This is a genomic window from Pseudomonas sp. FIP_A4 (assembly GCF_036701605.1).
GTDB classification, from domain to species: Bacteria; Pseudomonadota; Gammaproteobacteria; order Pseudomonadales; family Pseudomonadaceae; genus Stutzerimonas; species Stutzerimonas phenolilytica.
In genome coordinates, this window is record NZ_JAYDXP010000127.1 from 542,717 (window position 1) to 563,861 (window position 21,145).

The 21,145-nt window shown below is 67.8% G+C and carries 18 protein-coding genes; 10 read left to right on the plus strand and 8 right to left on the minus strand.

The window, feature by feature from the left end; all coding sequences use genetic code 11:
• Positions 1-390: a PaaI family thioesterase gene (locus U8L64_RS17895; protein ID WP_008569412.1), complete on the plus strand. Its 390-nt coding sequence runs from the start codon at positions 1-3 to the stop codon at positions 388-390.
• A gap of 96 nt (positions 391-486) precedes the next feature.
• Complete coding sequence (gshA, locus tag U8L64_RS17900; protein ID WP_333398414.1) at positions 487-2,064, plus strand: glutamate--cysteine ligase; 1,578 nt, start codon at positions 487-489, stop codon at positions 2,062-2,064.
• A 39-nt stretch (positions 2,065-2,103) separates the two neighbouring features.
• Here gshA and argA read toward each other — a convergent pair whose 3' ends face one another.
• The 4 genes from argA to U8L64_RS17920 all read right to left on the minus strand — a co-directional run bounded on the left by argA (position 2,104) and on the right by U8L64_RS17920 (position 6,673).
• Positions 2,104-3,402: an amino-acid N-acetyltransferase gene (gene argA / locus U8L64_RS17905; protein ID WP_008569410.1), complete on the minus strand. Its 1,299-nt coding sequence runs from the start codon at positions 3,400-3,402 to the stop codon at positions 2,104-2,106.
• A gap of 35 nt (positions 3,403-3,437) precedes the next feature.
• On the minus strand, positions 3,438-4,592 hold the full coding sequence (gene argE / locus U8L64_RS17910) for an acetylornithine deacetylase (RefSeq protein ID WP_333398415.1): 1,155 nt from the start codon (positions 4,590-4,592) through the stop codon (positions 3,438-3,440).
• Between the two features lie 100 nt (positions 4,593-4,692).
• The gene (locus U8L64_RS17915; protein ID WP_043295323.1) at positions 4,693-5,958 is read right to left on the minus strand and encodes an inorganic phosphate transporter; all 1,266 of its coding nucleotides are present in this window, start codon (positions 5,956-5,958) and stop codon (positions 4,693-4,695) included.
• 37 nt (positions 5,959-5,995) lie between these two features.
• Positions 5,996-6,673, minus strand: coding sequence for a TIGR00153 family protein (locus tag U8L64_RS17920; RefSeq protein WP_043295322.1), 678 nt, complete (start codon positions 6,671-6,673; stop codon positions 5,996-5,998).
• 168 nt (positions 6,674-6,841) lie between these two features.
• Here U8L64_RS17920 and U8L64_RS17925 point away from each other — a divergent pair, with 168 nt between their 5' ends.
• The 4 genes from U8L64_RS17925 (at position 6,842) to U8L64_RS17940 (ending at position 12,200) form a co-directional block, all read left to right on the plus strand.
• On the plus strand, positions 6,842-8,314 hold the full coding sequence (locus U8L64_RS17925) for an inorganic phosphate transporter (RefSeq protein WP_043295320.1): 1,473 nt from the start codon (positions 6,842-6,844) through the stop codon (positions 8,312-8,314).
• A gap of 90 nt (positions 8,315-8,404) precedes the next feature.
• Positions 8,405-9,772 carry a CYTH domain-containing protein gene (locus U8L64_RS17930; protein WP_333398416.1) on the plus strand — a complete coding sequence of 456 codons (1,368 nt, stop codon included), beginning with the start codon at positions 8,405-8,407 and terminating at the stop codon, positions 9,770-9,772.
• A 107-nt stretch (positions 9,773-9,879) separates the two neighbouring features.
• Positions 9,880-11,664 (plus strand): GspE/PulE family protein, encoded by a 1,785-nt coding sequence (locus U8L64_RS17935; protein ID WP_333398417.1) that lies wholly within the window; start codon positions 9,880-9,882, stop codon positions 11,662-11,664.
• A gap of 80 nt (positions 11,665-11,744) precedes the next feature.
• Positions 11,745-12,200 carry a metallophosphoesterase family protein gene (locus tag U8L64_RS17940; RefSeq protein ID WP_054093967.1) on the plus strand — a complete coding sequence of 152 codons (456 nt, stop codon included), beginning with the start codon at positions 11,745-11,747 and terminating at the stop codon, positions 12,198-12,200.
• Here U8L64_RS17940 and U8L64_RS17945 read toward each other — a convergent pair.
• Positions 12,193-12,840: a YitT family protein gene (locus U8L64_RS17945; RefSeq protein ID WP_043295313.1), complete on the minus strand. Its 648-nt coding sequence runs from the start codon at positions 12,838-12,840 to the stop codon at positions 12,193-12,195. The genes U8L64_RS17940 and U8L64_RS17945 overlap by 8 nt on opposite strands.
• An 83-nt stretch (positions 12,841-12,923) precedes the next feature.
• Positions 12,924-13,439, minus strand: a complete 516-nt coding sequence (locus tag U8L64_RS17950) for a dihydrofolate reductase (protein ID WP_223249975.1) — start codon at positions 13,437-13,439, stop codon at positions 12,924-12,926.
• Positions 13,440-13,589: 150 nt separating this feature from the next.
• On the opposite strand from U8L64_RS17950, the gene U8L64_RS17955 reads away from it, so the two are divergent.
• The 4 genes from U8L64_RS17955 (at position 13,590) to U8L64_RS17970 (ending at position 19,302) form a co-directional block, all read left to right on the plus strand.
• Positions 13,590-14,702 (plus strand): glycerophosphodiester phosphodiesterase, encoded by a 1,113-nt coding sequence (locus U8L64_RS17955; RefSeq protein WP_333398418.1) that lies wholly within the window; start codon positions 13,590-13,592, stop codon positions 14,700-14,702.
• Positions 14,703-14,933: 231 nt separating this feature from the next.
• The gene (locus U8L64_RS17960) at positions 14,934-16,454 is read left to right on the plus strand and encodes a nucleobase:cation symporter-2 family protein (RefSeq protein WP_043295310.1); all 1,521 of its coding nucleotides are present in this window, start codon (positions 14,934-14,936) and stop codon (positions 16,452-16,454) included.
• Between the two features lie 81 nt (positions 16,455-16,535).
• Positions 16,536-17,936 carry a DUF2868 domain-containing protein gene (locus U8L64_RS17965; RefSeq protein ID WP_333398419.1) on the plus strand — a complete coding sequence of 467 codons (1,401 nt, stop codon included), beginning with the start codon at positions 16,536-16,538 and terminating at the stop codon, positions 17,934-17,936.
• A complete protein-coding gene (locus U8L64_RS17970) occupies positions 17,929-19,302 on the plus strand; it encodes a GTPase/DUF3482 domain-containing protein (RefSeq protein WP_043295307.1) in 1,374 nt (457 codons plus the stop codon). Before U8L64_RS17965 ends, U8L64_RS17970 begins: the two co-directional genes overlap by 8 nt.
• A gap of 99 nt (positions 19,303-19,401) precedes the next feature.
• Here the strand turns inward: U8L64_RS17970 and phoU are convergent, their stop codons facing one another.
• Entirely contained in the window at positions 19,402-20,130 is a 729-nt protein-coding gene (gene phoU / locus U8L64_RS17975) for a phosphate signaling complex protein PhoU (protein ID WP_043295305.1), read from the minus strand.
• Positions 20,131-20,306: 176 nt separating this feature from the next.
• Positions 20,307-21,134, minus strand: coding sequence for a phosphate ABC transporter ATP-binding protein PstB (gene pstB, locus U8L64_RS17980; protein WP_003286776.1), 828 nt, complete (start codon positions 21,132-21,134; stop codon positions 20,307-20,309).
• Positions 21,135-21,145: the final 11 nt, after the last annotated feature.

Here is a 21,145-nt window from a genome sequence, read left to right on the forward strand (position 1 = left end):
ATGAGCATGCAAGTAGAGGCGGTGGGCAACTCCAGCGCCTTCGGCCGTCTGCTCGGCCTGGAAATCCACCAGGTCGGTAATGGCGAGGCCGTGCTCGGCCTGACCATGCACGACGGTCTGCGCAACCTGCACGGCAAGCTGCACGGCGGCGCGCTGTTCTCGCTGATCGACACCGCCATGGGCCAGGCCAGCCACAGCCTCGGCGACGGCTCGCCGAACAGCGTGACGCTGGAATGCAAGGTCAACTACATCCGCCCGGTCACCGACGGCGAGCTACGCTGCCGGGCGTGGGTGGTGCATGGCGGCCGGCGCACCCAGGTGCTCGAAGCCGAGGTGCACCAGGGCGACAAGCTGATCGCCAAGGCGCAGGCCACCTTCGCCTGCCTGTAACGCCGCGCCCATCGTGTCCGCACGCAAACGCCGCTCTTGTGCAGCGGCGTTTGCGTCCCCATATTGGGCCGACTGTCGCGTGAAGGAATCCACAAGTTGAGCGATCTTCTCTCTCATCGTCTGGCACTGCTGGCCGAGCAAACCAACCTGCCGCTGCTCAGCCAATGCCTGCACGGGATCGAGCGCGAATGCCTGCGCGTCGATGCGCACGGGCAGCTGGCCCACAGCCCGCATCCGCGTGCCCTCGGCTCGGCGCTGACGCATCCACAGATCACCACCGACTATTCCGAGGCGCTGCTGGAGTTCATCACCGGCACCGACCAGGACCCGCGCAACACGCTGGCCGAGCTGGAGACCATCCACCGGTTCACCTACGCCAAGCTCGACGGCGAATTCCTCTGGAGCCCGTCGATGCCCTGTCCGCTGCCAGACGAGGCGGACATTCCCATCGCCGAGTACGGCAGCTCCAACGTCGGCCGGCTCAAGCACGTCTACCGCCAGGGCCTGGCGCTGCGCTACGGCAAGACCATGCAGTGCATCGCCGGCATTCACTACAACTTCTCGCTGCCCGAGCAACTGTGGGCGGTGCTGCAGGCCGACGACGGTGATCAGCGCAGCGCGCAGGATTATCGCTCCAGCCGCTACATCAGCCTGATCCGCAACTTCCGTCGCTACAGCTGGCTGCTGATGTACCTGTTCGGCGCCTCGCCGGCGCTGGATGTCGGCTTCCTGCGCGGCCGCGCGCATCAGCTCGAACAGCTCGATGAGCACACGCTCTACCTGCCCTGGGCGACCAGCCTGCGCATGAGCGACCTGGGCTACCAGAACAACGCCCAGGCCGGCCTGACGCCCTGCTACGACGACCTGCCAAGCTATACCGAAAGCCTCTATCACGCGGTCTCCACGCCATATGCACCCTACGTGGCGCTGGGCACCAAGGACGCCGCCGGCAACTGGCAGCAGCTCAACACCAACGTGCTGCAGATAGAAAACGAGTACTACTCCAATATCCGCCCCAAGCGCGTCACTGCGGTCGGCGAGCGGCCGTTGCAGGCGCTGCGGGCGCGCGGCATCCAGTACATCGAAGTGCGCTGCCTGGACATCAATCCGTTCCTGCCGCTGGGTATCGACCTCGGCGAGGCACGCTTCCTCGATGCCTTCCTGCTGTTCTGCGCGCTGGATGACAGCCCCTGTCTGGCCGAAGGCGAATGCGGCACCGCCACCGACAACTTCCTCAAGGTGGTCAAGGAGGGCCGGCGCCCCGGCCTGGAACTGCGCCGCCGCGGCGAGAACCTGCCCCTCACCGTCTGGGCCGGCGAACTGCTCGACGGCATTGGCCGTGTCGCCGCCCTGCTCGACCGCAGCCACGGCGACGCGCGGCATGCCGAGGCGCTCGCCGAACAGCGGGCCAAGGTCGCCGACAGCCGCCTGACCCCGTCGGCACGGGTGCTCGACGAGCTGCGCCGCAGCGGCGAGAGCTTCAGCCGGTTCGCCATGCGCCAGACGCTCCTCCATGCCGGGCATTTCCGCGCAGAGCCACTGCCCGCCGAGGTGATGGCCGGTTTCGAAACTGCGGCGCGGCAATCGCTGGAACAGCAGACCGCGATGGAAGCGGCCGATCGCCTGGATTTCGACAGTTTCGTCGCCGATTACCAGCGCAGCCTCGACGCCTGAGCATTGTCTGCGGCGGGCGCGCTGCCCGCCGCCAGCGCCTCAGAGCGCCTTTTCGAAGATCTTCGAGTTGCGCTGGAAGTTGTACAGCGAGGCGCGCGCCGCCGGCAGGTGCTCGACGCCGATCGGCTCGAAGCCACGCTCGCGGAACCAGTGCGCGGTGCGCGTGGTGAGCACGATGAGCTTCTTCAGTCCGAGCTTGCGCGCACGCTCCTCGATGCGTTCGAGCAGTTCGTCGCCGCGCCCGCCGTGGCGGTATTCCGGGTTGACCGCCAGACAGGCCAGCTCGCCGGCGTCCGAATCGGCGATCGGATAGAGCGCCGCGCACGCGATGATCAGCCCGTCGCGCTCGACGATGCTGAACTGCTCGACCTCGCGCTCCAGCACCTCGCGCGAGCGGCGCACGAGGATGCCCTGCTCCTCCAGCGGGGTGATCAGGTCAATCAGCCCACCGACGTCCTCGATGGTCGCCTCGCGCAGCTGCTCGAACTGCTCCTGAGTGACCAGGGTGCCGGCACCGTCGCGGGTGAACAGTTCGTTGAGCAGCGCGCCGTCGTCGGCGTAGCTGACCACGTGGCTGCGCCGCACACCGCCGCGGCAGGCCTGCGCGGCGGCGTCGAGCAGCTCGGCCTGGTACTGGCTGCCGAGGCGTTCGACGTAGGCCGGAATCTGCTGCGGGCGCAGCTCGCGCACCAGCCTGCCGCTCTCGTCGAGCAACCCGGTCTCGGCTCCGTAGAGCACCAGCTTGTCAGCCTGCAGGTCGATGGCGGCCCGGGTGGCGACATCCTCGCAGGCCAGGTTGAAGATCTCCCCGGTCGGCGAGTAGCCCAGCGGCGACAGCAGCACGATGGTGCGCTCGTCGAGCAGGCGGCCGATACCCTTGCGGTCGATGCGCCGCACCTCGCCGGTGTGGTGCAGGTCGACACCGTCAAGCACGCCAATCGGTCGCGCGGTGACGAAGTTGCCGCTGGCCACGCGCAGCCGCGCGCCCTGCATCGGCGAGGCGGCCATGTCCATCGACAGCCGCGCTTCCAGCGCGATGCGCATCTGTCCGACCGCATCGATCACGCATTCCAGCGTCGCCGCATCGGTGATGCGCAGGTCGCGGTGATAGCGCGGCTCGATGCCGCGCGCCGCCAGTCGCGCCTCGATCTGCGGCCGCGAGCCGAACGCCAGCACCAGGCGCACGCCAAGGCTGTGCAGCAGCACCAGGTCGTGGACGATGTTGGCGAAGTTGGCATGCTCCAGGCCGTCGCCCGGCAGCATGACGACGAAGGTGCGGTCGCGGTGCGAATTGATGTAGGGCGAGGAGTCGCGAAGCCAGGTGACGTAGTCGTGCATGGATGAACCCGTGGGATTGACGAAGAGGCGCGGCGTCAGGCCCGCGCCGGTTGCAGACAGTAGTGCGCGATCATCCGCCGCAGCAGCTGCACGGTCGGCTCGATACGCGCCAGCTCAAGATACTCGTCCGGCTGATGCGCGCAGGCGATGTCGCCTGGCCCGAGGATCAGCGTCTGGCAGCCGAGCTGCTGAAGATAAGGCGCTTCGGTGGCGAACGCCACCGCGTGGGCGGCGTGACCGGTGAGGCGTTCGGCAAGCTGTACCAGCTCGCTGTCGGCGGCCTGCTCGAAGGCCGGCACGCTGGGGAAGATCGGCGCCAGCTCGATGCTCACCCGATGCTGCTCGGCCAGCGGCTGCAGGCGCTGGCGGATCGCCGTGCGCAACTGTGCCGGGTCCATGCCCGGCAGCGGACGCAGGTCGAATTCCAGCGCGCACTGGCCGCAAATGCGGTTGGGATTGTCGCCGCCGTGGATACAGCCGAGATTGAGCGTCGGCCCGGGCACGTCGAACAGCGGATTGTTGAACTCGGCCTGCCACTCGCGGCGCAGCGCCAGCAGCTCGCCCATCGCCGCGTGCATGGCCTCCAGCGCGCTGTGGCCGTAGGCCGGGTTGGACGAATGGCCGCTCTGCCCGAGGATTTCCAGGCGCTCCATCATGATGCCCTTGTGCAGCCGCACCGGGCGCAGGCCGGTGGGCTCGCCGATCAGCGCAGCCCGCCCGAGCGGCTGGCCGGCCGCCGCCAGCGCGCGGGCGCCGGACATCGAGCTTTCCTCGTCGCAAGTGGCGAGGATCAGCAGGGGCTGGCGGAACGGCTGGTCGAGCAGCGTGCGCACGGCCTCGATTACCAGTGCGAAGAAGCCCTTCATGTCGCAGCTGCCCAGCCCGTACCAGCGGTCGTCAGCCTCGCGCAGGCGCAGCGGATCGGACGTCCACAGACCGGCATCGTAGGGCACGGTATCGCTGTGTCCGGCCAACACCAGGCCGCCCGGACCGGAGCCGTAGGCGGCCAGCAGGTTGAACTTGCCGGGAGCGACTTCGGGAGTCTCACAGGCGAAACCCAGCTCGCCGAGCCAGCCGGCCAGCAGCTCGATCACGACGCGGTTGCTCTGGTCCCAGACGGGCTGGGTGCAGCTCACCGACGACGCGGCGATCAGCGCGGCGAACTGCTCCTTGAGAGAAGGGATAGACACGGACGGCTCCTCGGCATGGCGAACGACGCGTGCAGTGAAGCATGAAACCCGTCGCGATGCCGAAATCGCGCCGCCCAGCGACCAGCGGGCGGCGCCACAATCAGCCGAACAGGCCTTGCAGAATGCTGAAGAACAGGATCGACAGCAGCGCACCGGCCGGCAGCGTGACGATCCAGGAAACGAAGATCTTGCCGATCACGCCCAGATTCAGCGCGCCGATGCCGCGCGCGATGCCGATGCCGAGTACCGCACCGACCAGCGTATGGGTGGTCGACACCGGCAGGCCGATGGCCGAGGCGCCGACCACGGTGGACGCCGTCGCCAGCTCGGCAGCGAAGCCGCGGCTGGGGGTCAGCTCGGTGATTTCCTTGCCGACCGTGGCGATCACCTTGTAACCGTAGGTGGCCAGGCCGATGACGATCCCCAGCGCACCCAGCAACAGCACCCAGCCCGGCACGGCGGACTTGGCGGCGATGTCGCCGGCACCGCCGGACTCGATCACGCCGACGATGGCCGCCAGCGGACCGACTGCGTTGGCCACGTCGTTGGCGCCGTGAGCGAAGGCCATCGAGCAGGCGGTGAACACCATCAGCACGGCGAAGACCTTCTCCACGCTGGCGAAGTGGAAGGTGCGATCCGCTTCCGCGTCGACCTGGATGCGCGACAGCAGCGCGATCCCGGCGAACATCACCAGCAGACCGATGGCCACCGCCAGCAGCAGGCCCTGCGCCCCGGAAAGGTGCAGCCCGACATGCTTAAGGCCCTTGGTCACGGTCATCAACGCGACCATGAAGCCGGTGGCGAACATGTACAGCGGCACATAGCGCTTGGCGTTACGGAACGGTTCGTCGGTATCCATGATCAGCCGCTGCACACTCATGAACAGGCCGAAAGCCACCAGCCCGGAAAGGAACGGGGTGATCACCCAGCTGGCGACGATCGGGCCGATGGCGCCCCACTGCACGGCATCCATCGAGATGCCGACGGCGGCGAAACCGATCACCGCGCCGACGATCGAGTGCGTGGTCGATACCGGCCAGCCGCGCGAGGTCGCGATCAGCAGCCAGGTGCCGGCGGCCAGCAGCGCCGACATCATGCCCAGCACCATCAGGTCCGGCGTGATGATCTCCGCATCGACGATGCCGTTCTTGATCGTCTCGGTCACTTCGCCACCGGCCAGGTAGGCGCCGCAGAATTCGAAGATCATGGCGATGAAGATCGCTTGGCGGATGGTCAGTGCCTTGGAGCCGACCGAGGTGCCCATCGCATTGGCCACGTCATTGGCGCCCACGCCCCAGGCCATGAAAAAACCGAACATGCAGGCGAGCACGAGGAGTACGAAACCGTATTCCGAGAGAAGAGACATAAGGATTACCTGTTGAAGCCAGAAAGGATGCTGGCGCTCAGCGCGCCAGCAATTGTTCCAGTCGGTTGCCGACACGTTCGGCACGGTCGGCGATGTCGCCGACCCATTCGATGATCTTGTAGAGGAAGATCACATCCACGGGCGGAAGGTCCTTTTCCAGCTGATACAGGGCGCGCCGCACGGCAACCTGCATGCGGTCGGTGTCGCGCTCGATGTCTTCGAGCTCCTCGACCATTTTTTCCACGAGTACGGCTTCGCGGCCGCTGAAGCCGGTTTCCAGCAGGGCGTCGAGTTCCTTGAGCGCTTTGAGCGCCTGGGTGCTGGCGTCGACGCAACGCTGCACATAAGCCAGCATCTGCGGCTGCAGCTGCGCGGGAATGTTCATGCAGCGGCCGAGCATCAGGCCGGCGATGTCCTTGGCCCGGTTGGCAATCTTGTCCTGCACGCTCAGCAGATCGAGCAGGTCCGAGCGCGGTACCGGCAGGAACAGGCTCTTGGGCAGGTGCTGGCGGACGCTCTTCTTCAGTTTGTCGGCCTCATTCTCCAGCTGAACCATTTCCTGCTGGATCTGTTCGACGCGTTCCCAGTCCTGCGCCATCACCGCCTGGAAGAACGGCACCAGGTTCGCCGCGCATTCGTGGGATTTGGCCATGTGCTGCTGCATCGGGCCGATGGGCGAACGGCCGAAGAGACTGACGAACGGATTGATTGGCATAGACAGCGCCTTTCGGTAAGGAAGCCGCAATTATAAAACTAATGTGACCGCCTGGCGGAAAAACCTTGGCCGGGGCGGGTGCCGGGCGTCGGTTACATATCCAAAAGGCCATGATGTGAACCTTCTGGCATAATCCCGCGCCTCCAAAGACCCCCCGCGGACACTTTCATGTTCGATCTCTTCAGCGGACTCGACTTCTGGGTCGCAGCCAGCCTCGTCCTCGCCCTGCTCTTCGTCCTCAGTTTCGAGTTCATCAACGGCTTCCACGACACCGCCAACGCGGTGGCGACGGTGATCTATACCAATGCGATGCCGCCGCATCTGGCAGTGGTCTTCTCCGGCATCTTCAACTTTCTCGGCGTCCTGCTCGGCGGCGTCGGGGTCGCCTACGCCATCGTCCACCTGCTGCCGGTGGAACTGCTGATCAATGTCGACACAGGGCGCGGCCTGGTGATGGTGTTCGCCCTGCTCACCGCGGCCATCGCCTGGAACCTCGGCACCTGGTACTTCGGCATCCCGGCCTCCAGCTCACACACATTGATCGGCTCGATCCTCGGCGTCGGGCTGGCCAATGCCATGCTCACCGATATCTCGGTGGCCGACGGGGTCAACTGGAAGAAGGCCATCGATATCGGCCTGTCGCTGATCTTCTCGCCGCTGGCGGGTTTCCTGATCGGCGCGCTGCTGCTGTGGCTGCTGCGCAAGCGCTTCCCGGTCAACAAGATGCACGACACCCCGCACATCCGCTCGCAGCACAAGGGCAAGAAGCACCCGCCGTTCTGGAACCGCCTGGTGCTGATCGTCTCGGCCATGGCCATGAGCTTCGTGCATGGTTCCAACGACGGCCAGAAAGGCATCGGCCTGATCATGCTGGTGCTGATCGGCATCGTCCCGGCCAAGTTCGTGCTCGACCAGACCAGCACCGGCTACGAGATCGAACGGACCCGTCACGCCGCCGTCCACCTGCAGCAGTTCTATGCGCGCAACCACGACGCGCTGCAGGACTACCTGGCGCTCGGCAAGAACGGCCAGACCGAGCTGCCCCGCCACTTCCGTTGCGACCCGCAGCTCACCGAGCCGACCATCGATGCACTGCTGGGCAGCCTGGACGGAATCACCAACTACCGCGACATGCCGGCCGAACGCCGCATCGAGGTGCGCCGCTACCTGCTCTGCCTGGACGACACGGCGAAGAAGGTCGGCAAGCTGAAGGGCATCCCGAAGCGCGAGCAGGCCGACCTCGACAAGCTGCGCAAGGACCTCACCGCCACCACCGAATACGCGCCGTTCGGCGTGATCCTCGCCGTGGCTCTGGCGCTCGGCCTCGGCACGATGGTCGGCTGGCGGCGCGTGGTGCGCACCGTCGGCGAGAAGATCGGCAAGCAGGGCATGACCTACGCTCAGGGCATGTGCGCGCAGGTCACCGCGGTGTTCGCCATCGGCATGGCCAACCTCTACAGCCTGCCGGTTTCCACCACGCACATCCTCTCCTCCGGCGTCGCCGGTACGATGGTCGCCAACAACAGCGGGCTGCAGATCAACACCATCCGCACGATCCTGATGGCCTGGGTACTGACATTGCCGGCCACCATCGCGCTTTCCGCCGGCCTGTTCTGGCTGGGGACCAAGCTGTTCGTCTGACCCGGCCGCCCGTGCGTGCTACAAAGAGGGGACTTCGGTCCCCTCTGCCATTGGCAGCGGCACCCGAATCCACCCTATTGCGAGTCGAAGATGGCCAAGGAAACCGAAATCAAGCTGCGCGCCAGCCGTGAAACGCTGCTGGCCCTGCGCGAGCACCCGCTGCTGAAGAAGCGCAACAAGAGCGGCTGGGCGAGCCACGAGCTGTTCAACCAGTACTACGACAGCGCCGACCGCGCCCTCGCGCGCGCCCGGGTCGCCCTGCGCCTGCGCCGCGACGGCGAGCAGATCATCCAGACGCTCAAGAGCCGCGGCCAGAGCGTTGCCGGGCTGTCCGAGCGTAACGAGTGGGATTGGCACCTGGACAAGGCCAAGCTGGACCTGAAGAAGCTCACCGACGACTGCTGGCCGGCCGAACTGGCGGAGCTGGACAAGAAGACCCTCAAGCCCATCTTCAGCACCGACTTCGTCCGCGAGAAGGCCGAGATCGCCTGGGGCCGCGGCAAGGCCAAGGTGGTCATCGAGGCCGCGCTCGACCTCGGCCAGGTCAAGGCCGGCAAGCGCGCCGAGGAAATCTGCGAGCTGGAGCTGGAACTGCGCCAGGGCGAGCCCGAAGCGCTGCTGGAGCTGGCCATCGAACTGGCCGCCGACCTGCCGCTGATGCCCTGCGACATCAGCAAGGCCGAGCGCGGCTACCGTCTCTACGATGCCGAAGGCTATGGCCTCAATCTTCCGGCACCGGTGCTGGACGCCAGCATGCCGCTGGACGACGCGGTGCCCGCGCTCGGCTGGCAGCTGCTCGGCAACAGCCAGCGGCTGGCCGAGCAATACCGCTTCAATGGTCACTGGAAGCTGCTGAACGACTGGCTGGCGCAACTGATCGAGCTGCGCGCGCTGCTCGGCAGCCTCGGCCAGGCCGCGCCGCGCGCCAGCAGCCGCGAGCTGCGCGAGCTGCTCGATGCCTTGATCGGCGACTGGCGCCCGCGCCTGGAAGCCGGCCAGGATGACGAGGCGATCCGCCAGGCCGCACCGGCAGAATTCGCCGCCGAACTCGGCCGCACTCGCTGGGGCCTGTTCTCGCTGAAGGCCTCGCAATGGCTGCTGCAGCGCGGCTGGACCGTCGGCCGCAATGCACGGGGCGATCGCCAAGGCGCTGCCGAGCTGGACAAGTGGCTGATGCACCTGCTCGCCGAGGAAGCCAAGGCGCTGCAATTGCCGCGTTACCAGCGCCAGCCCGAAGACCTGGTCGAGCAGAGCCCGCGCATGGAGCGCCTGCTGGTCTGGCTGCACCTGGCCCGCGGCGTGCTGCTGGAACTGCCGGAAACCGATCGCCTGTATGGCGAACTGGCCAAGCTCCATGAGCTGGCACGCCAGCCGCTGACCGATGAGGCCCGCCAGCTGCGTGCCGAGCAGGCGCATATTGTGTGGACGCTCAAGGCCTGGAAACTGCTCGAGAAGTAAGCTGCGCAGCGCGGGTCAGGCCGGCGCCAACGGCGCCACCGACCCTGCGCCGCCGAAGCGGAGTCGGCCCACGGCCCGCCGCTGCCTTTGCCCAGGAGTCGCTTTTCATGTCCGCCTTCGCCCCGTCCCTCGCCGACCGACCGCTCGACCTCAACGACCTGCTGCGCGAGCTGGTCGCCCAGGGTCGCGTCGACCAGGAAAGCGCCGAGCAGTGCCTGGCGGTACGCCGCAGCGCGGTGAACAACCAGCAGCATCCGCTGGAATTTCTCGCCGCGCAGCAGCTCGACGACCGCCAGCGCGCCGGCAAGAAGCTCGACCTGGAAACCCTCACCGCCTGGCTGGCGGAGCTGGCCGGCCAGCCCTACCTGCGCATCGACCCGCTGAAGATCGACGTCGCCGCCGTCACCCCGCTGATGTCCTACGCCTTCGCTCAGCGCCACAAGATTCTCGCCGTGGCGGTAGACGGTCATAGCGTGACCATCGCCAGCGCCCAGCCCTTCGTCAAAGGCTGGGAAGCCAACCTCACGCACGTGCTCAAGCGCCCGATCACGCGCGTGGTGGCCAACCCGGCAGACATCCAGCGCTTCACCGTGGAGTTCTACCGCCTGGCCAAGTCGGTCAGCGGCGCCACCGCCACGGACCAGAAGATCAGCGGCGTCGGCAACTTCGAGCAGCTGCTCAACCTCGGCGCCAGCGACCAGGAACCGGACGCCAACGACTCGCACATCGTCAACATCGTCGACTGGCTGTTCCAGTACGCCTTCCAGCAACGCGCCAGCGACATTCACATCGAACCGCGGCGCGAGCAGGGCACCGTGCGCTTTCGCATCGACGGCGTGCTGCACAACGTCTACCAGTTCCCGCCACAGGTGACGATGGCAGTGGTCAGCCGCCTGAAGACGCTCGGGCGGATGAACGTCGCCGAGAAGCGCAAGCCGCAGGATGGCCGGGTCAAGACCAAGACCCCGGATGGCGGTGAGGTGGAGCTGCGCCTGTCGACGCTGCCGACCGCCTTCGGCGAGAAGATGGTGATGCGCATCTTCGACCCCGAGGTGCTGCTCAAGGGCTTCGACCAGCTGGGCTTTTCCGCCGACGACCTGCGCCGCTGGCAGAGCATGACCTGCCAGCCCAACGGCATCATTCTGGTCACCGGGCCGACCGGCTCGGGCAAGACCACCACGCTCTACACCACGCTCAAGCAGCTGGCGACGCCCGAGGTGAACGTCTGCACCATCGAGGACCCGATCGAGATGATCGAGGGCGCCTTCAACCAGATGCAGGTGCAGCACAACATCGACCTGACCTTCGCCAGCGGCGTGCGTGCGCTGATGCGCCAGGACCCGGACATCATCATGGTCGGCGAGATCCGCGACCTGGAAACCGCCGAGATGGCCATCCAGGCCGCGCTCACCGGGCACCTGGTGCTCTCCACGCTGCACACCAACGACGCGCCCAGCGCCATCAGCCGCCTGCTCGAACTCGGCGTGCCGCACTATCTGCTCAAGGCCACCGTGCTCGGCGTGATGGCCCAGCGTCTGGTGCGCACGCTCTGCCCGCACTGCAAGACGCCGGCGCAGCTGGACGCCGACGACTGGGCCGCGCTGACCAAGCCGTGGAACGCGCCGCTGCCCACCCATGCGCAGCAGGCAGTGGGCTGCCTGGAATGCCGCGACACCGGTTACCGTGGGCGCGCCGGCGTCTACGAAATCATGCTGCTCAACGATGCGATCAAGCCGCTGATCACCGCCGACACCGACCTCGTCGCCCTGCGCCGCCAGGCCTTCAAGGACGGCATGCGCAGCCTGCGCCTGTCCGGCGCACAGAAGGTCGCCGCCGGCCTCACCACCCTCGAGGAAGTGTTGCGGGTGACGCCGCAGAGCGAGCAGCGCTGAGGCCGGTCCAGCCGGGCCGGAACGCTGCCGGCCTGGCGCGACCTGCTACCCTGAGCCGCCCGACCGCGAGGAGCACCGCAATGCGCATCGGCCTGATCGCCGACACCCACGGCCTGCTCCGCCCCGAAGCGCTGGCGGCGCTACGCGGCTGCACGCAGATCATCCATGCCGGCGACGTCGGCAAGCCCGCGGTGCTCGACGCGCTGCGCGCGGTTGCGCCGCTGGCGGCGATTCGCGGCAACGTCGACCACGGGGACTGGGCGCAGGCGCTACCGGAACGACTGGACCTGCGCATCGCCGGGCTCGCCATCCACGTGCTGCACGACCTCAAGCAGCTGGATCGCGACCCCGTCGCCGCCGGCATCGATGTAGTCATCGCCGGCCACTCGCACCAGCCGAAGGTCGAGCGGCGCGACGGCGTGCTCTATGTCAACCCGGGCAGCGCCGGTCCGCGACGCTTCAGCCTGCCGATCAGCCTCGCCGTGCTGGAGCTGGACGGCGGTCAAGCGCAGGTCGAGCTCATCAGCCTCAGCTGACGCCCATGTAGCGACCGGCGCGGTGGTTGATCGCCAGCACCAGATTCAGCGCCACCGCGCCCAGCACCGACAGCAGCACCCGCTCCGGCGCGACGACGAACACCGCCGCCAGCACGATCAGCGCATCGATGGCCATCTGCACCTTGCCGGCGCGCAGGCCGAAGCGTTCCTGCAGGAACAGCGCAAGGATATTCACCCCGCCCAGGCTGGCGCGATGACGGAACAGGATGAGCAGGCCGACACCCATCGCGAAGCCGCCGAACACCGCGGCGTAGACCAGATTCAGCTCGGCGAAGCGCACCCACTGCGGGGTCAGCTCGGCGAACAGCGACACCAGCGCCACCGCACAGACCGTGCGCAGGGTGAATTTCCAGCCCATGCGCCAGATTGCCAGGGCGTAGAACGGCAGGTTGAGCAAAAAGAACGCCGGGCCGAACGACCAGTCGGCCAGGTATTTGAGCAGGAAGGCCAGCCCCACCGTGCCGCCGGTGAGCAGCCCGGCGTGGGCGTAGAAGGCGATGCCGAGGGCGACCAGCGCCGTGCCGGTGAGCAGCGCCAGGGCATCTTCCCAGAGCGGGTGGCGAACGAAGATCGCCGATACGCGCCCGGCTGGCGGTACGTCGGATTCGCGGGTCTGCATCGGATGGTCTCGCAATGATGGCTGCGCAAGGATAGAAGCTGGGCCGGCCGAGGACCTTGGCGCCGATCAAGCGAGCCCGAAAGTCAGCGCCGCGTCCAGGTCTCGAAACGGTAGGCCGGCGCCTCGCCTTCGGCCGGATGGGCCTGGCTGTCGACGCATTGCCATTGGTTCTCGTCGAATGCCGGGAAGAAGGCATCGCCCTCCGGCTGCGCATCGATGCGGGTCAGATAGAGCCGCTGCGCCCGGCCCAGCGCCTGCGCGTAGAGCTGCGCGCCGCCGATCAGCATCAGCTCGTCGACACCCTGCTCGCGCGCCCACTGCTCGGCACGCACCAGCGCGGCCTCGAGTTCGGTGAAAGTCTCCGCGCCATCGAGCTGCAGATCCGTCTGGCGGCTGACCACCAGATTGAGCCGTCCCGGCAGCGGCCGACCGAGCGAATCCCAGGTCTTGCGGCCCATGATGATCGGCTTGCCGAGGGTCATGGCCTTGAAATGCTTGAGATCGGCGGGCAGGTGCCAGGGCATGCGGTTGTCGAGACCGATCACGCGGTTGTGCGCGAATGCGGCGATCATGGCGAGGGGCAGGCGGGTCTGATTCATGGCGGCGAGCATAGCAGAGCGCCCCGGCGCGCTGCAGCGCCAACCGTTTGTCGGTTTCATGGTGCTGCAACAGGCGCGACCGCGAAGCGTCAAGCTACGGTCATTCGCGTCGCGCAGCCTGGGGTTTCCCATCCCGAGGAGATGCCACCCATGGCACGCACCATTGTTTCCCTTCGCCCCTGGCTGGCCGCCTGCGGCCTGCTGCTGCCGCTCGCCGGCGTCGCCGCGCCGGACGACCGTCAGGCACAACGCCATGCCGAACGCGCCGAACCGGCACCGCTGGTGATCGCCCACCGCGGTGCCAGCGGCTATGTGCCCGAACACACCCTGGCCGCCTATGCGCTGGCGGTGCTGCAAGGCGCCGACTACATCGAGCCGGACCTGGTGATGACCCGCGACGGCCAGCTGGTCGCCCGCCACGACAACGAGCTGGGCCTGACCACCGATGTTTCCCAGCGCCCCGAGTTCGCCACGCGTAAGCGCACCCAGCAGGTCGATGGCGTGGCGCTCACCGGCTGGTTCAGCGAGGACTTCACTCTCGCCGAACTCAAGACCCTGCGCGCCATCGAGCGCATACCAGAGATCCGTCCGGGCAACGCCCGCCTCGACGGCGGCCTGGAGATTCCGACGCTGCAAGAGATCATCGATCTGGTGAAGACGCTGCAACTCAGCCAGGGGCGGCGCATCGGCCTGTACCCGGAAACCAAGCATCCGACCCACTTCCGGCAGCTCGGCCTGGCGATGGAGAAGCCGCTGGTACGTATTCTCGCGCGCAACGGCTACGTCGGCCGGCAGGCGCCGGTGTACATCCAGTCGTTCGAGGTGGACAACCTCAAGACGCTGAGCGGCCTCACCCGCCTGCGCCTGGTGCAGCTGTTCGGCTCCGGTCAGCCCTACGACCAGCAGGTGCGCGGCAGCCAGCTGACCTACGCGCAGATGGCCACGCCGGCGGGCCTCAAGGCCATTGCCCGCTACGCCAGCGGCGTCGGCCCGGAGAAGGGCTACATCATCCCGCGCGACGCCGGCGGCAACCTCGGTGCGCCGACCCGCTTCGTCGCCGACGCCCACGCCGCTGGCCTCAAGGTGCACCCGTACACCTTCCGCGCCGAGAACGCCTTCCTGCCGACCAGCCTGCGCAGCAGCGACCAACCCCAGGCCCGCGGCGACGTCGAGGCGGAGATCCGCGCCTTCCTCGACGCCGGTATCGACGGGCTGTTCATCGACCAGCCGGACGTGGCCGTGCGTCTGCGTCAGACCCGCTAAGCGTTACGGGCGGCCACGCGGCCGCCCTTAACCGATCCGACCGCTCGTCGCTTTTCTCGCCCTCGGCGAATCTGCGCAGCTACCTGTAACGCCGTGCCGACGCGGGCCAGGCGAAAGCTCGGGTTCTCATCCGACGCGCTCAAAAGAAAAGTTGTATACAACCACTGGCGTAACTCGCATCCAATTGTCTACAGTGGCCGACACAATAAAAACGAACGGGAGAAGCTACCCATGACTGTGTCCGCCCCCGAAAGACGGCCCGAGGACGAAAACCTCGGTGTCGGCGCCAACCTGGCCTACGGCCTGCAACACGTGCTCACCATGTACGGCGGTATCGTCGCCGTGCCGCTGATCGTCGGCCAGGCCGCCGGCCTGTCGCCCGCCGACATCGGCCTGCTGATCGCCGCCTCGCTGTTCGCCGGCGGGCTGGCGACCCTGCTGCAGACGCTCGGTTTGCCGTTCTTCGGTTGCCAGTTGCCGCTGGTACAGGGCGTGTCCTTCGCTGGCGTGGCGACCATGATCGCCATCATCGGCAGCGACGGTGCCGGCGGCCTGCCGGTGGTGTTCGGCGCGGTGATCGCCGCCTCGCTGATCGGCCTGTTCATTACTCCGGTGTTCTCCCGCATCACCAAATTCTTTCCGCCGCTGGTCACCGGCATCGTCATCACCACCATCGGTCTGACGCTGATGCCGGTGGCCGCACGCTGGGCGATGGGCGGCAACAGCCAGGCGCCGGACTTCGGCAGCGTGGCCAACATCTGCCTGGCGGCCTTCACCCTGTTCACCGTGCTGGCACTGAGCAAGGTCGGCAATGCGAGCATCTCGCGCCTGTCGATCCTGCTGGCGATGGTCATCGGCACCGTGGTGGCGGTGTTCTTCGGCATGGCCGACTTCTCCCAGGTACTCGACGGTCCGCTGATGGCGCTGCCTTCGCCGCTGCATTTCGGTGCGCCGGAGTTCCAGCTGGCGGCGATCCTGTCGATGCTGATCGTGATCATCGTCACCCTGGTCGAGACCTCGGCGGACATCCTCGCCGTCGGCGAGATCATCGACACCAAGGTCGACTCCCGACGCCTGGGCGACGGTCTGCGCGCCGACATGATCTCCAGCTCGCTGGCGCCGCTGTTCGGCTCCTTCACCCAGAGCGCCTTCGCGCAAAACGTCGGCCTGGTCGCGGTGACCGGCGTGAAGAGTCGCTACGTGGTAGCCACCGCCGGCCTGATCCTGGTCACCCTCGGCCTGCTGCCGGTGATGGGCCGGCTGATCGCCGCGGTACCCACCGCCGTGCTCGGCGGTGCCGGCGTGGTGCTGTTCGGCACCGTGGCGGCCAGCGGCATCCGCACCCTGGCGCAGGTCGACTACCGCAACAACATGAACCTGATCATCGTCGCCACCTCGATCGGCTTCGGCATGATTCCGATCGCCGCGCCGAGCTTCTACCATCACTTCCCGGCCTGGTTCGAGACCATCTTCCACTCCGGCATCAGCTCGGCGGCGATCATGGCGATCCTCCTCAACCTGGCATTCAACCACCTCAAGGCCGGCAACTCCGACCAGCAATCGGTGTTCGTCGCCGGCAGCGAGCGCAGCCTGCGCTACCGCGACATCGCCGCGCTGCATGAGGGCGACTACTTCCGCAACGGCAAGCTGTACGACATCGATGGCAACGAGGTGGCGGTGGTCGATGCCCATCACCAGCCCGAACCGCCGGCGCAGCCGCGGATGCACGCCGCCAGCTCCGGCAGCAGCTGAGCACAGCGGCCGGGCGGCGCCGTGCACCGCCCGCCCGGCTGCGGTTATGCTCTGCGCTCATCCCCGGCCGCGGAGCCCCCGGTGAGCGATCCCCGCATTCCCCTCCCCTCGCTGTCCCGTGTCGATCGGCTGTGGCTTACCGAAGCCGTGCGCCTGCGCGAGGAACACGCCGGCCCGCTGGACGACGAGGAAGCCAACCGCCAGGCGCGCGTCGGCGGCGGCGACCTGCCCACCCTCATCGAACGCCGCGCGCTGTGGCTGGCCCGCCGCGACGGCCTGCTCGAAGCGCTGCGCCACTGGCGCCAGGGCGCACGGCTCGGCGCCGTCGCCCTCGCCGTGCTGGCGGTCTTCACCGGCACCGGCCTGGCCTTCGCCGCGCTGGGTGACGGCCAGCGCCCGGTCAACGTGTTCTGGGCGCTCGGCAGCCTGCTCGGGCTCAACCTGCTGACCCTGCTCGGCTGGCTGCTCGGCCTGACGCTGGCCGGCGACAGCGGCGGCGCGCTCGGCCGGCTGTGGCTCTGGCTCAGCGAGAAACTTGCCCGCGATGCGCGCGCCGCTCAGCTGGCGCCGGCGCTGCCGGTGCTGCTGCGGCGCCAGCGCCTCGGCCGCTGGCTACTCGGCCTCGGCGTGCATGGGATGTGGCTGCTGGCGATGGCCTGCGCGCTGCTCATGCTGCTCGCCCTGCTGGCGACCCGCCGTTACGGCTTCGTCTGGGAAACCACCATCCTCGGCGACAGCGCCTTCCTCGGCCTGACCCAGGCGCTCGGCGCGCTGCCCGCGCTGCTCGGCTTCGGCGTGCCGGATGCCGAGCAGATTCGCGCCAGCGGCACGCTCGCCGGCGATCTGGAAAGCGCGCGTCGGCAATGGGCCGGCTGGCTGGTCGGCGTGGTGCTGGTCTATGGCCTGCTGCCGCGCCTGCTGCTCGCCGCGCTGTGCCTGTGGCGCTGGCACCGCGGCCGGGCCGCACTGGCGATCGATCTCGAACAGCCGAGCTATCGCCTGCTGCGCGAACGTCTGCAGCCACCCAGCGAACGCCTCGGCATCCGCGATGCCGCGCCGGCACAGCTGCACGCGCCGAGCGCCGGCGCGCAGCTCGATGCCGGCGCCGGCGCCGTGCTGGTGGCCGTCGAGCTGGACGGCAGCCGCGCGTGGCCGCCGCCGCTGCCCAAGGGCGTGGCCGATGCCGGCGTGCTCGATGATCGCGAAGGCCGGCGGCGCCTGCTCGATCAGCTCACGCGCTTTCCGCCGGCACGCCTGGCGATCGCCTGCGACCCGCGGCGTTCGCCGGATCGCGGCACCCTGGCGCTGCTCGGCGAGCTGTCGCGCTGCGCCGCCGCCACCCGCGTCTGGCTGCTGCAGGCGCCGGCCGGCGAGGCGCTGGACAGCGCCCGGCTGGACGCCTGGCATCAGGCGTTGGACGCGCTGGGCCTGGCTCATTCGAGCGCTGCGCCGCTGAACTGGCTGGAGAACGGACATGACTGATGCGCTGAAGCTCGCCGTGGTCGGTCACACCAACGTCGGCAAGACCTCGCTGCTGCGTACGCTGACTCGCGACCGCAGTTTCGGCGAGGTGTCGCACCGCCCCAGCACCACCCGTCACGTCGAGGGCGCGCGGCTGTCGGTGGATGGCCAGGCGCTGCTCGAACTCTACGACACCCCCGGCCTGGAGGACGCCATCGCCCTGCTCGACTACCTCGAGCGGCTGGAGCGCCCCGGTGAGCGCCTCGATGGCCCGGCGCGCACGGCGCGTTTTCTCGACGGCGCCGAGGCGCGCCAGCGTTTCGAGCAGGAAGCCAAGGTGCTGCGCCAGCTGCTGGCCAGCGACGCCGGGCTGTACGTGATCGACGCGCGCGAGCCGGTGCTGGCCAAGTACAAGGACGAGCTGGCGGTACTGGCCGGTTGCGGCAAGCCGCTGCTGCCGGTGCTCAATTTCGTCGCCCAGCCAGGGCATCGCGAGGAGGAGTGGCGCCAGGCGCTGGCGCGGCTCGGCCTGCACGCGCTGGTGCGCTTCGACAGCGTGGCGCCGCCGGTGGACGGCGAGCGCCGCCTGTACGAAAGCCTGGCGCTGCTGCTGGAGCAGGCGCGGCCGCGCCTGCAGCGGCTGATCGAGGAGCACGAAGCGCAGGCCGCCGCACGCCGGGCCAGCGGCGAGCGGCTGATCGCCGAGCTGCTGGTGGATGTCGCCGCCTGCCGACGCAGCGTGGCGGCGCAGCCGGAACTGGAGCGCGGCGCCATCCGCGACCTGCACGATGCGGTGCGAGGCCGCGAACAACGTTGCGTCGAAGCACTGCTGCGCCTGTACGCCTTCGGCAAAGACGACGCGGCCGCCGGCGAACTGCCGCTGCTCGACGGCCGCTGGGGCGACGATCTGTTCAACCCCGAGACACTCAAACAGCTCGGCGTGAAGATCGGCGGCGGTATGGCGGCCGGTGCGGCGGCCGGGGCCGGGGTCGACCTGATGGTCGGCGGCATCACCCTCGGCGCCGCGGCGCTGCTCGGCGCGCTGGCCGGCGGCGGCGCGCAGACCGCACGGCACTATGGCAACCGCCTGCTGGGCAAGCTCAAGGGCCAGCGCGAACTGAGCGTCGACGATGCCGTGCTGCGTCTCCTCGCGCTGCGCCAGCGCCAGCTGCTCGCCGCCCTCGCCGCGCGCGGCCACGCCGCGCTGGACGCGATCCGTCTGAGCGGCCCGCAGGATCACGGCTGGCGCGAAGGCCGCCTGCCCGAGGCGCTGCAACGCTGCCGCGCGCACCCCGAGTGGTCGTCGCTCAACCCCGGCGCGCGTCTGCAGGATGCCGAGCGCCAGGCGACGCTGGACACGCTGCAAGCCGAGCTACGACACAGCTGAGACAGGCAGGCTGTTGGTCTGCGCATAAGCCTCTGGTGGGCTGAAGCCCACCCGAGTGGTGCGCAGACAGACGCTTAAGCCCACCCTACGAGCGGCGGCTCAACGCTCCTTGGTGCCTTCCACTTCCTCGGCCATGCGTGCCAGGCCAAGGTGCCGCACGTCCGTGCCGCGCACCAGGTAGATCACCAGTTCGGCGATGTTGCGTGCATGGTCGCCGATGCGTTCCAGCGAGCGCAGCGCCCAGATCACGCTGAGCACGCGGGAGATCGAGCGCGGGTCTTCCATCATGTAGGTGACCAGCTCGCGCAGCGCGGTCTTGTACTCGCGGTCGACAGTCTTGTCGTACTGCGCCACCGACAGCGCCAGGTCGGCGTCGAAGCGGGCGAAGGCGTCGAGCGCTTCCTGCACCATCTTGCGCACCTGGTCGCCGATGTGGCGCACCTCGACGTAGCCCTTGGGCGACTCGCCTTCCTCGCACAACTGAATGGCGCGGCGGGCGATCTTGGTCGCCTCGTCGCCGATGCGCTCGAGGTCGATCACCGACTTGGAGATGCTGATGATCAGGCGCAGGTCGGAGGCCGCCGGCTGGCGGCGGGCGAGGATGCGCACGCACTCCTCATCGATGTTGCGCTCCATCTGGTTAATCTGGTCGTCGACCTCGCGCACTTGCTGGGCCAGGCCCGAATCGGCCTCGATCAGCGCGGTGACCGCGTCGTTGACCTGCTTCTCCACCAGGCCGCCCATCGCCAGCAAGTGGCTGCGCACTTCCTCCAGCTCGGCGTTGAACTGCTGGGAGATGTGTTGGGTGTGGTTGTCTTTGCTGATCATTGTTCTCGCTCCGAGGAGACTGCCGCTAGGCGGCTCTGGTGCGCAGCGCACCTGGAAATAGTCGAGTCGACATTGAGGCCCTTGGGAAATCTTCGCTGGCGCGGAGGGCGTGCGCAGACAGTACATCTAGTACGCCAAGCGCGCCCGACAAAGCCAGGGGAGATTTCCCCATGGCCTCAGCCGTAGCGGCCGGTGATGTAGTCTTCGGTCTGCTTCTTCGCCGGGTTGGTGAACAGCGTATCGGTGTCGCCGTACTCGATCAGCTTGCCCATGTACATGAATGCCGTGTAGTCGGAGACGCGCGCGGCCTGCTGCATGTTGTGGGTAACGATGACGATGGTGTACTTGGACTTCAGCTCGTAGATCAGTTCCTCGACCTTCAGCGAAGAGATCGGGTCGAGCGCCGAACTCGGTTCGTCGAGCAGCAGCACTTCCGGCTGCACGGCGATGGTACGGGCGATCACCAGACGCTGCTGCTGACCACCGGACAGGCCGAGCGCCGACTCGTGCAGGCGATCCTTGACCTCGTCCCACAGCGCCGCCCCCTTGAGCGCCCATTCGACGGTCTCGTCGAGCACGCGCTTCTGCTTGATGCCCTGGATGCGCAGGCCGTAGACCACGTTCTCGTAGATGCTCTTGGGGAACGGGTTGGGCTTCTGGAACACCATGCCGACGCGGCGACGCAGGTCGGCGACATCCTCGCCCTTGCGGTAGATGTTGTGGCCGTCGAGGTTGATCGCGCCTTCGATGCGGCAGCCGTCGACCAGATCGTTCATCCGGTTGAAGCAGCGCAGCAGCGTGGACTTGCCGCACCCGGACGGGCCGATGAAGGCCGTCACGCGCTGGCGCGGGATGTTCATGCTGACGTTGAACAGCGCCTGCTTCTGCCCGTAGAACAGACTCAGGTCGGGCACCTCGATGGCCACTGGTTCGGTGGCCAGGTCCAGCACGCGCTTGTCGCGGCCGAGCGAAGAAATATCGATGGAATGGGTGTTGCTTTGCATGTGCTCACTCC

What these genes read in the sequence shown, in the direction of transcription:
- U8L64_RS17920 (WP_043295322.1), bottom strand. Translation starts at nt 6,673, where the DNA reads ATGCCAATCAATCCGTTCGTCAGTCTCTTCGGCCGTTCGCCCATCGGC.
- U8L64_RS17895 (WP_008569412.1), top strand. Translation starts at nt 1, where the DNA reads ATGAGCATGCAAGTAGAGGCGGTGGGCAACTCCAGCGCCTTCGGCCGT.
- phoU (WP_043295305.1), bottom strand. Translation starts at nt 20,130, where the DNA reads ATGATCAGCAAAGACAACCACACCCAACACATCTCCCAGCAGTTCAAC.
- U8L64_RS17925 (WP_043295320.1), top strand. Translation starts at nt 6,842, where the DNA reads ATGTTCGATCTCTTCAGCGGACTCGACTTCTGGGTCGCAGCCAGCCTC.
- U8L64_RS17945 (WP_043295313.1), bottom strand. Translation starts at nt 12,840, where the DNA reads ATGCAGACCCGCGAATCCGACGTACCGCCAGCCGGGCGCGTATCGGCG.
- U8L64_RS17915 (WP_043295323.1), bottom strand. Translation starts at nt 5,958, where the DNA reads ATGTCTCTTCTCTCGGAATACGGTTTCGTACTCCTCGTGCTCGCCTGC.
- argA (WP_008569410.1), bottom strand. Translation starts at nt 3,402, where the DNA reads ATGCACGACTACGTCACCTGGCTTCGCGACTCCTCGCCCTACATCAAT.
- U8L64_RS17970 (WP_043295307.1), top strand. Translation starts at nt 17,929, where the DNA reads ATGACTGATGCGCTGAAGCTCGCCGTGGTCGGTCACACCAACGTCGGC.
- U8L64_RS17930 (WP_333398416.1), top strand. Translation starts at nt 8,405, where the DNA reads ATGGCCAAGGAAACCGAAATCAAGCTGCGCGCCAGCCGTGAAACGCTG.
- pstB (WP_003286776.1), bottom strand. Translation starts at nt 21,134, where the DNA reads ATGCAAAGCAACACCCATTCCATCGATATTTCTTCGCTCGGCCGCGAC.
- U8L64_RS17955 (WP_333398418.1), top strand. Translation starts at nt 13,590, where the DNA reads ATGGCACGCACCATTGTTTCCCTTCGCCCCTGGCTGGCCGCCTGCGGC.
- U8L64_RS17935 (WP_333398417.1), top strand. Translation starts at nt 9,880, where the DNA reads ATGTCCGCCTTCGCCCCGTCCCTCGCCGACCGACCGCTCGACCTCAAC.
- U8L64_RS17960 (WP_043295310.1), top strand. Translation starts at nt 14,934, where the DNA reads ATGACTGTGTCCGCCCCCGAAAGACGGCCCGAGGACGAAAACCTCGGT.
- U8L64_RS17940 (WP_054093967.1), top strand. Translation starts at nt 11,745, where the DNA reads ATGCGCATCGGCCTGATCGCCGACACCCACGGCCTGCTCCGCCCCGAA.
- U8L64_RS17950 (WP_223249975.1), bottom strand. Translation starts at nt 13,439, where the DNA reads ATGAATCAGACCCGCCTGCCCCTCGCCATGATCGCCGCATTCGCGCAC.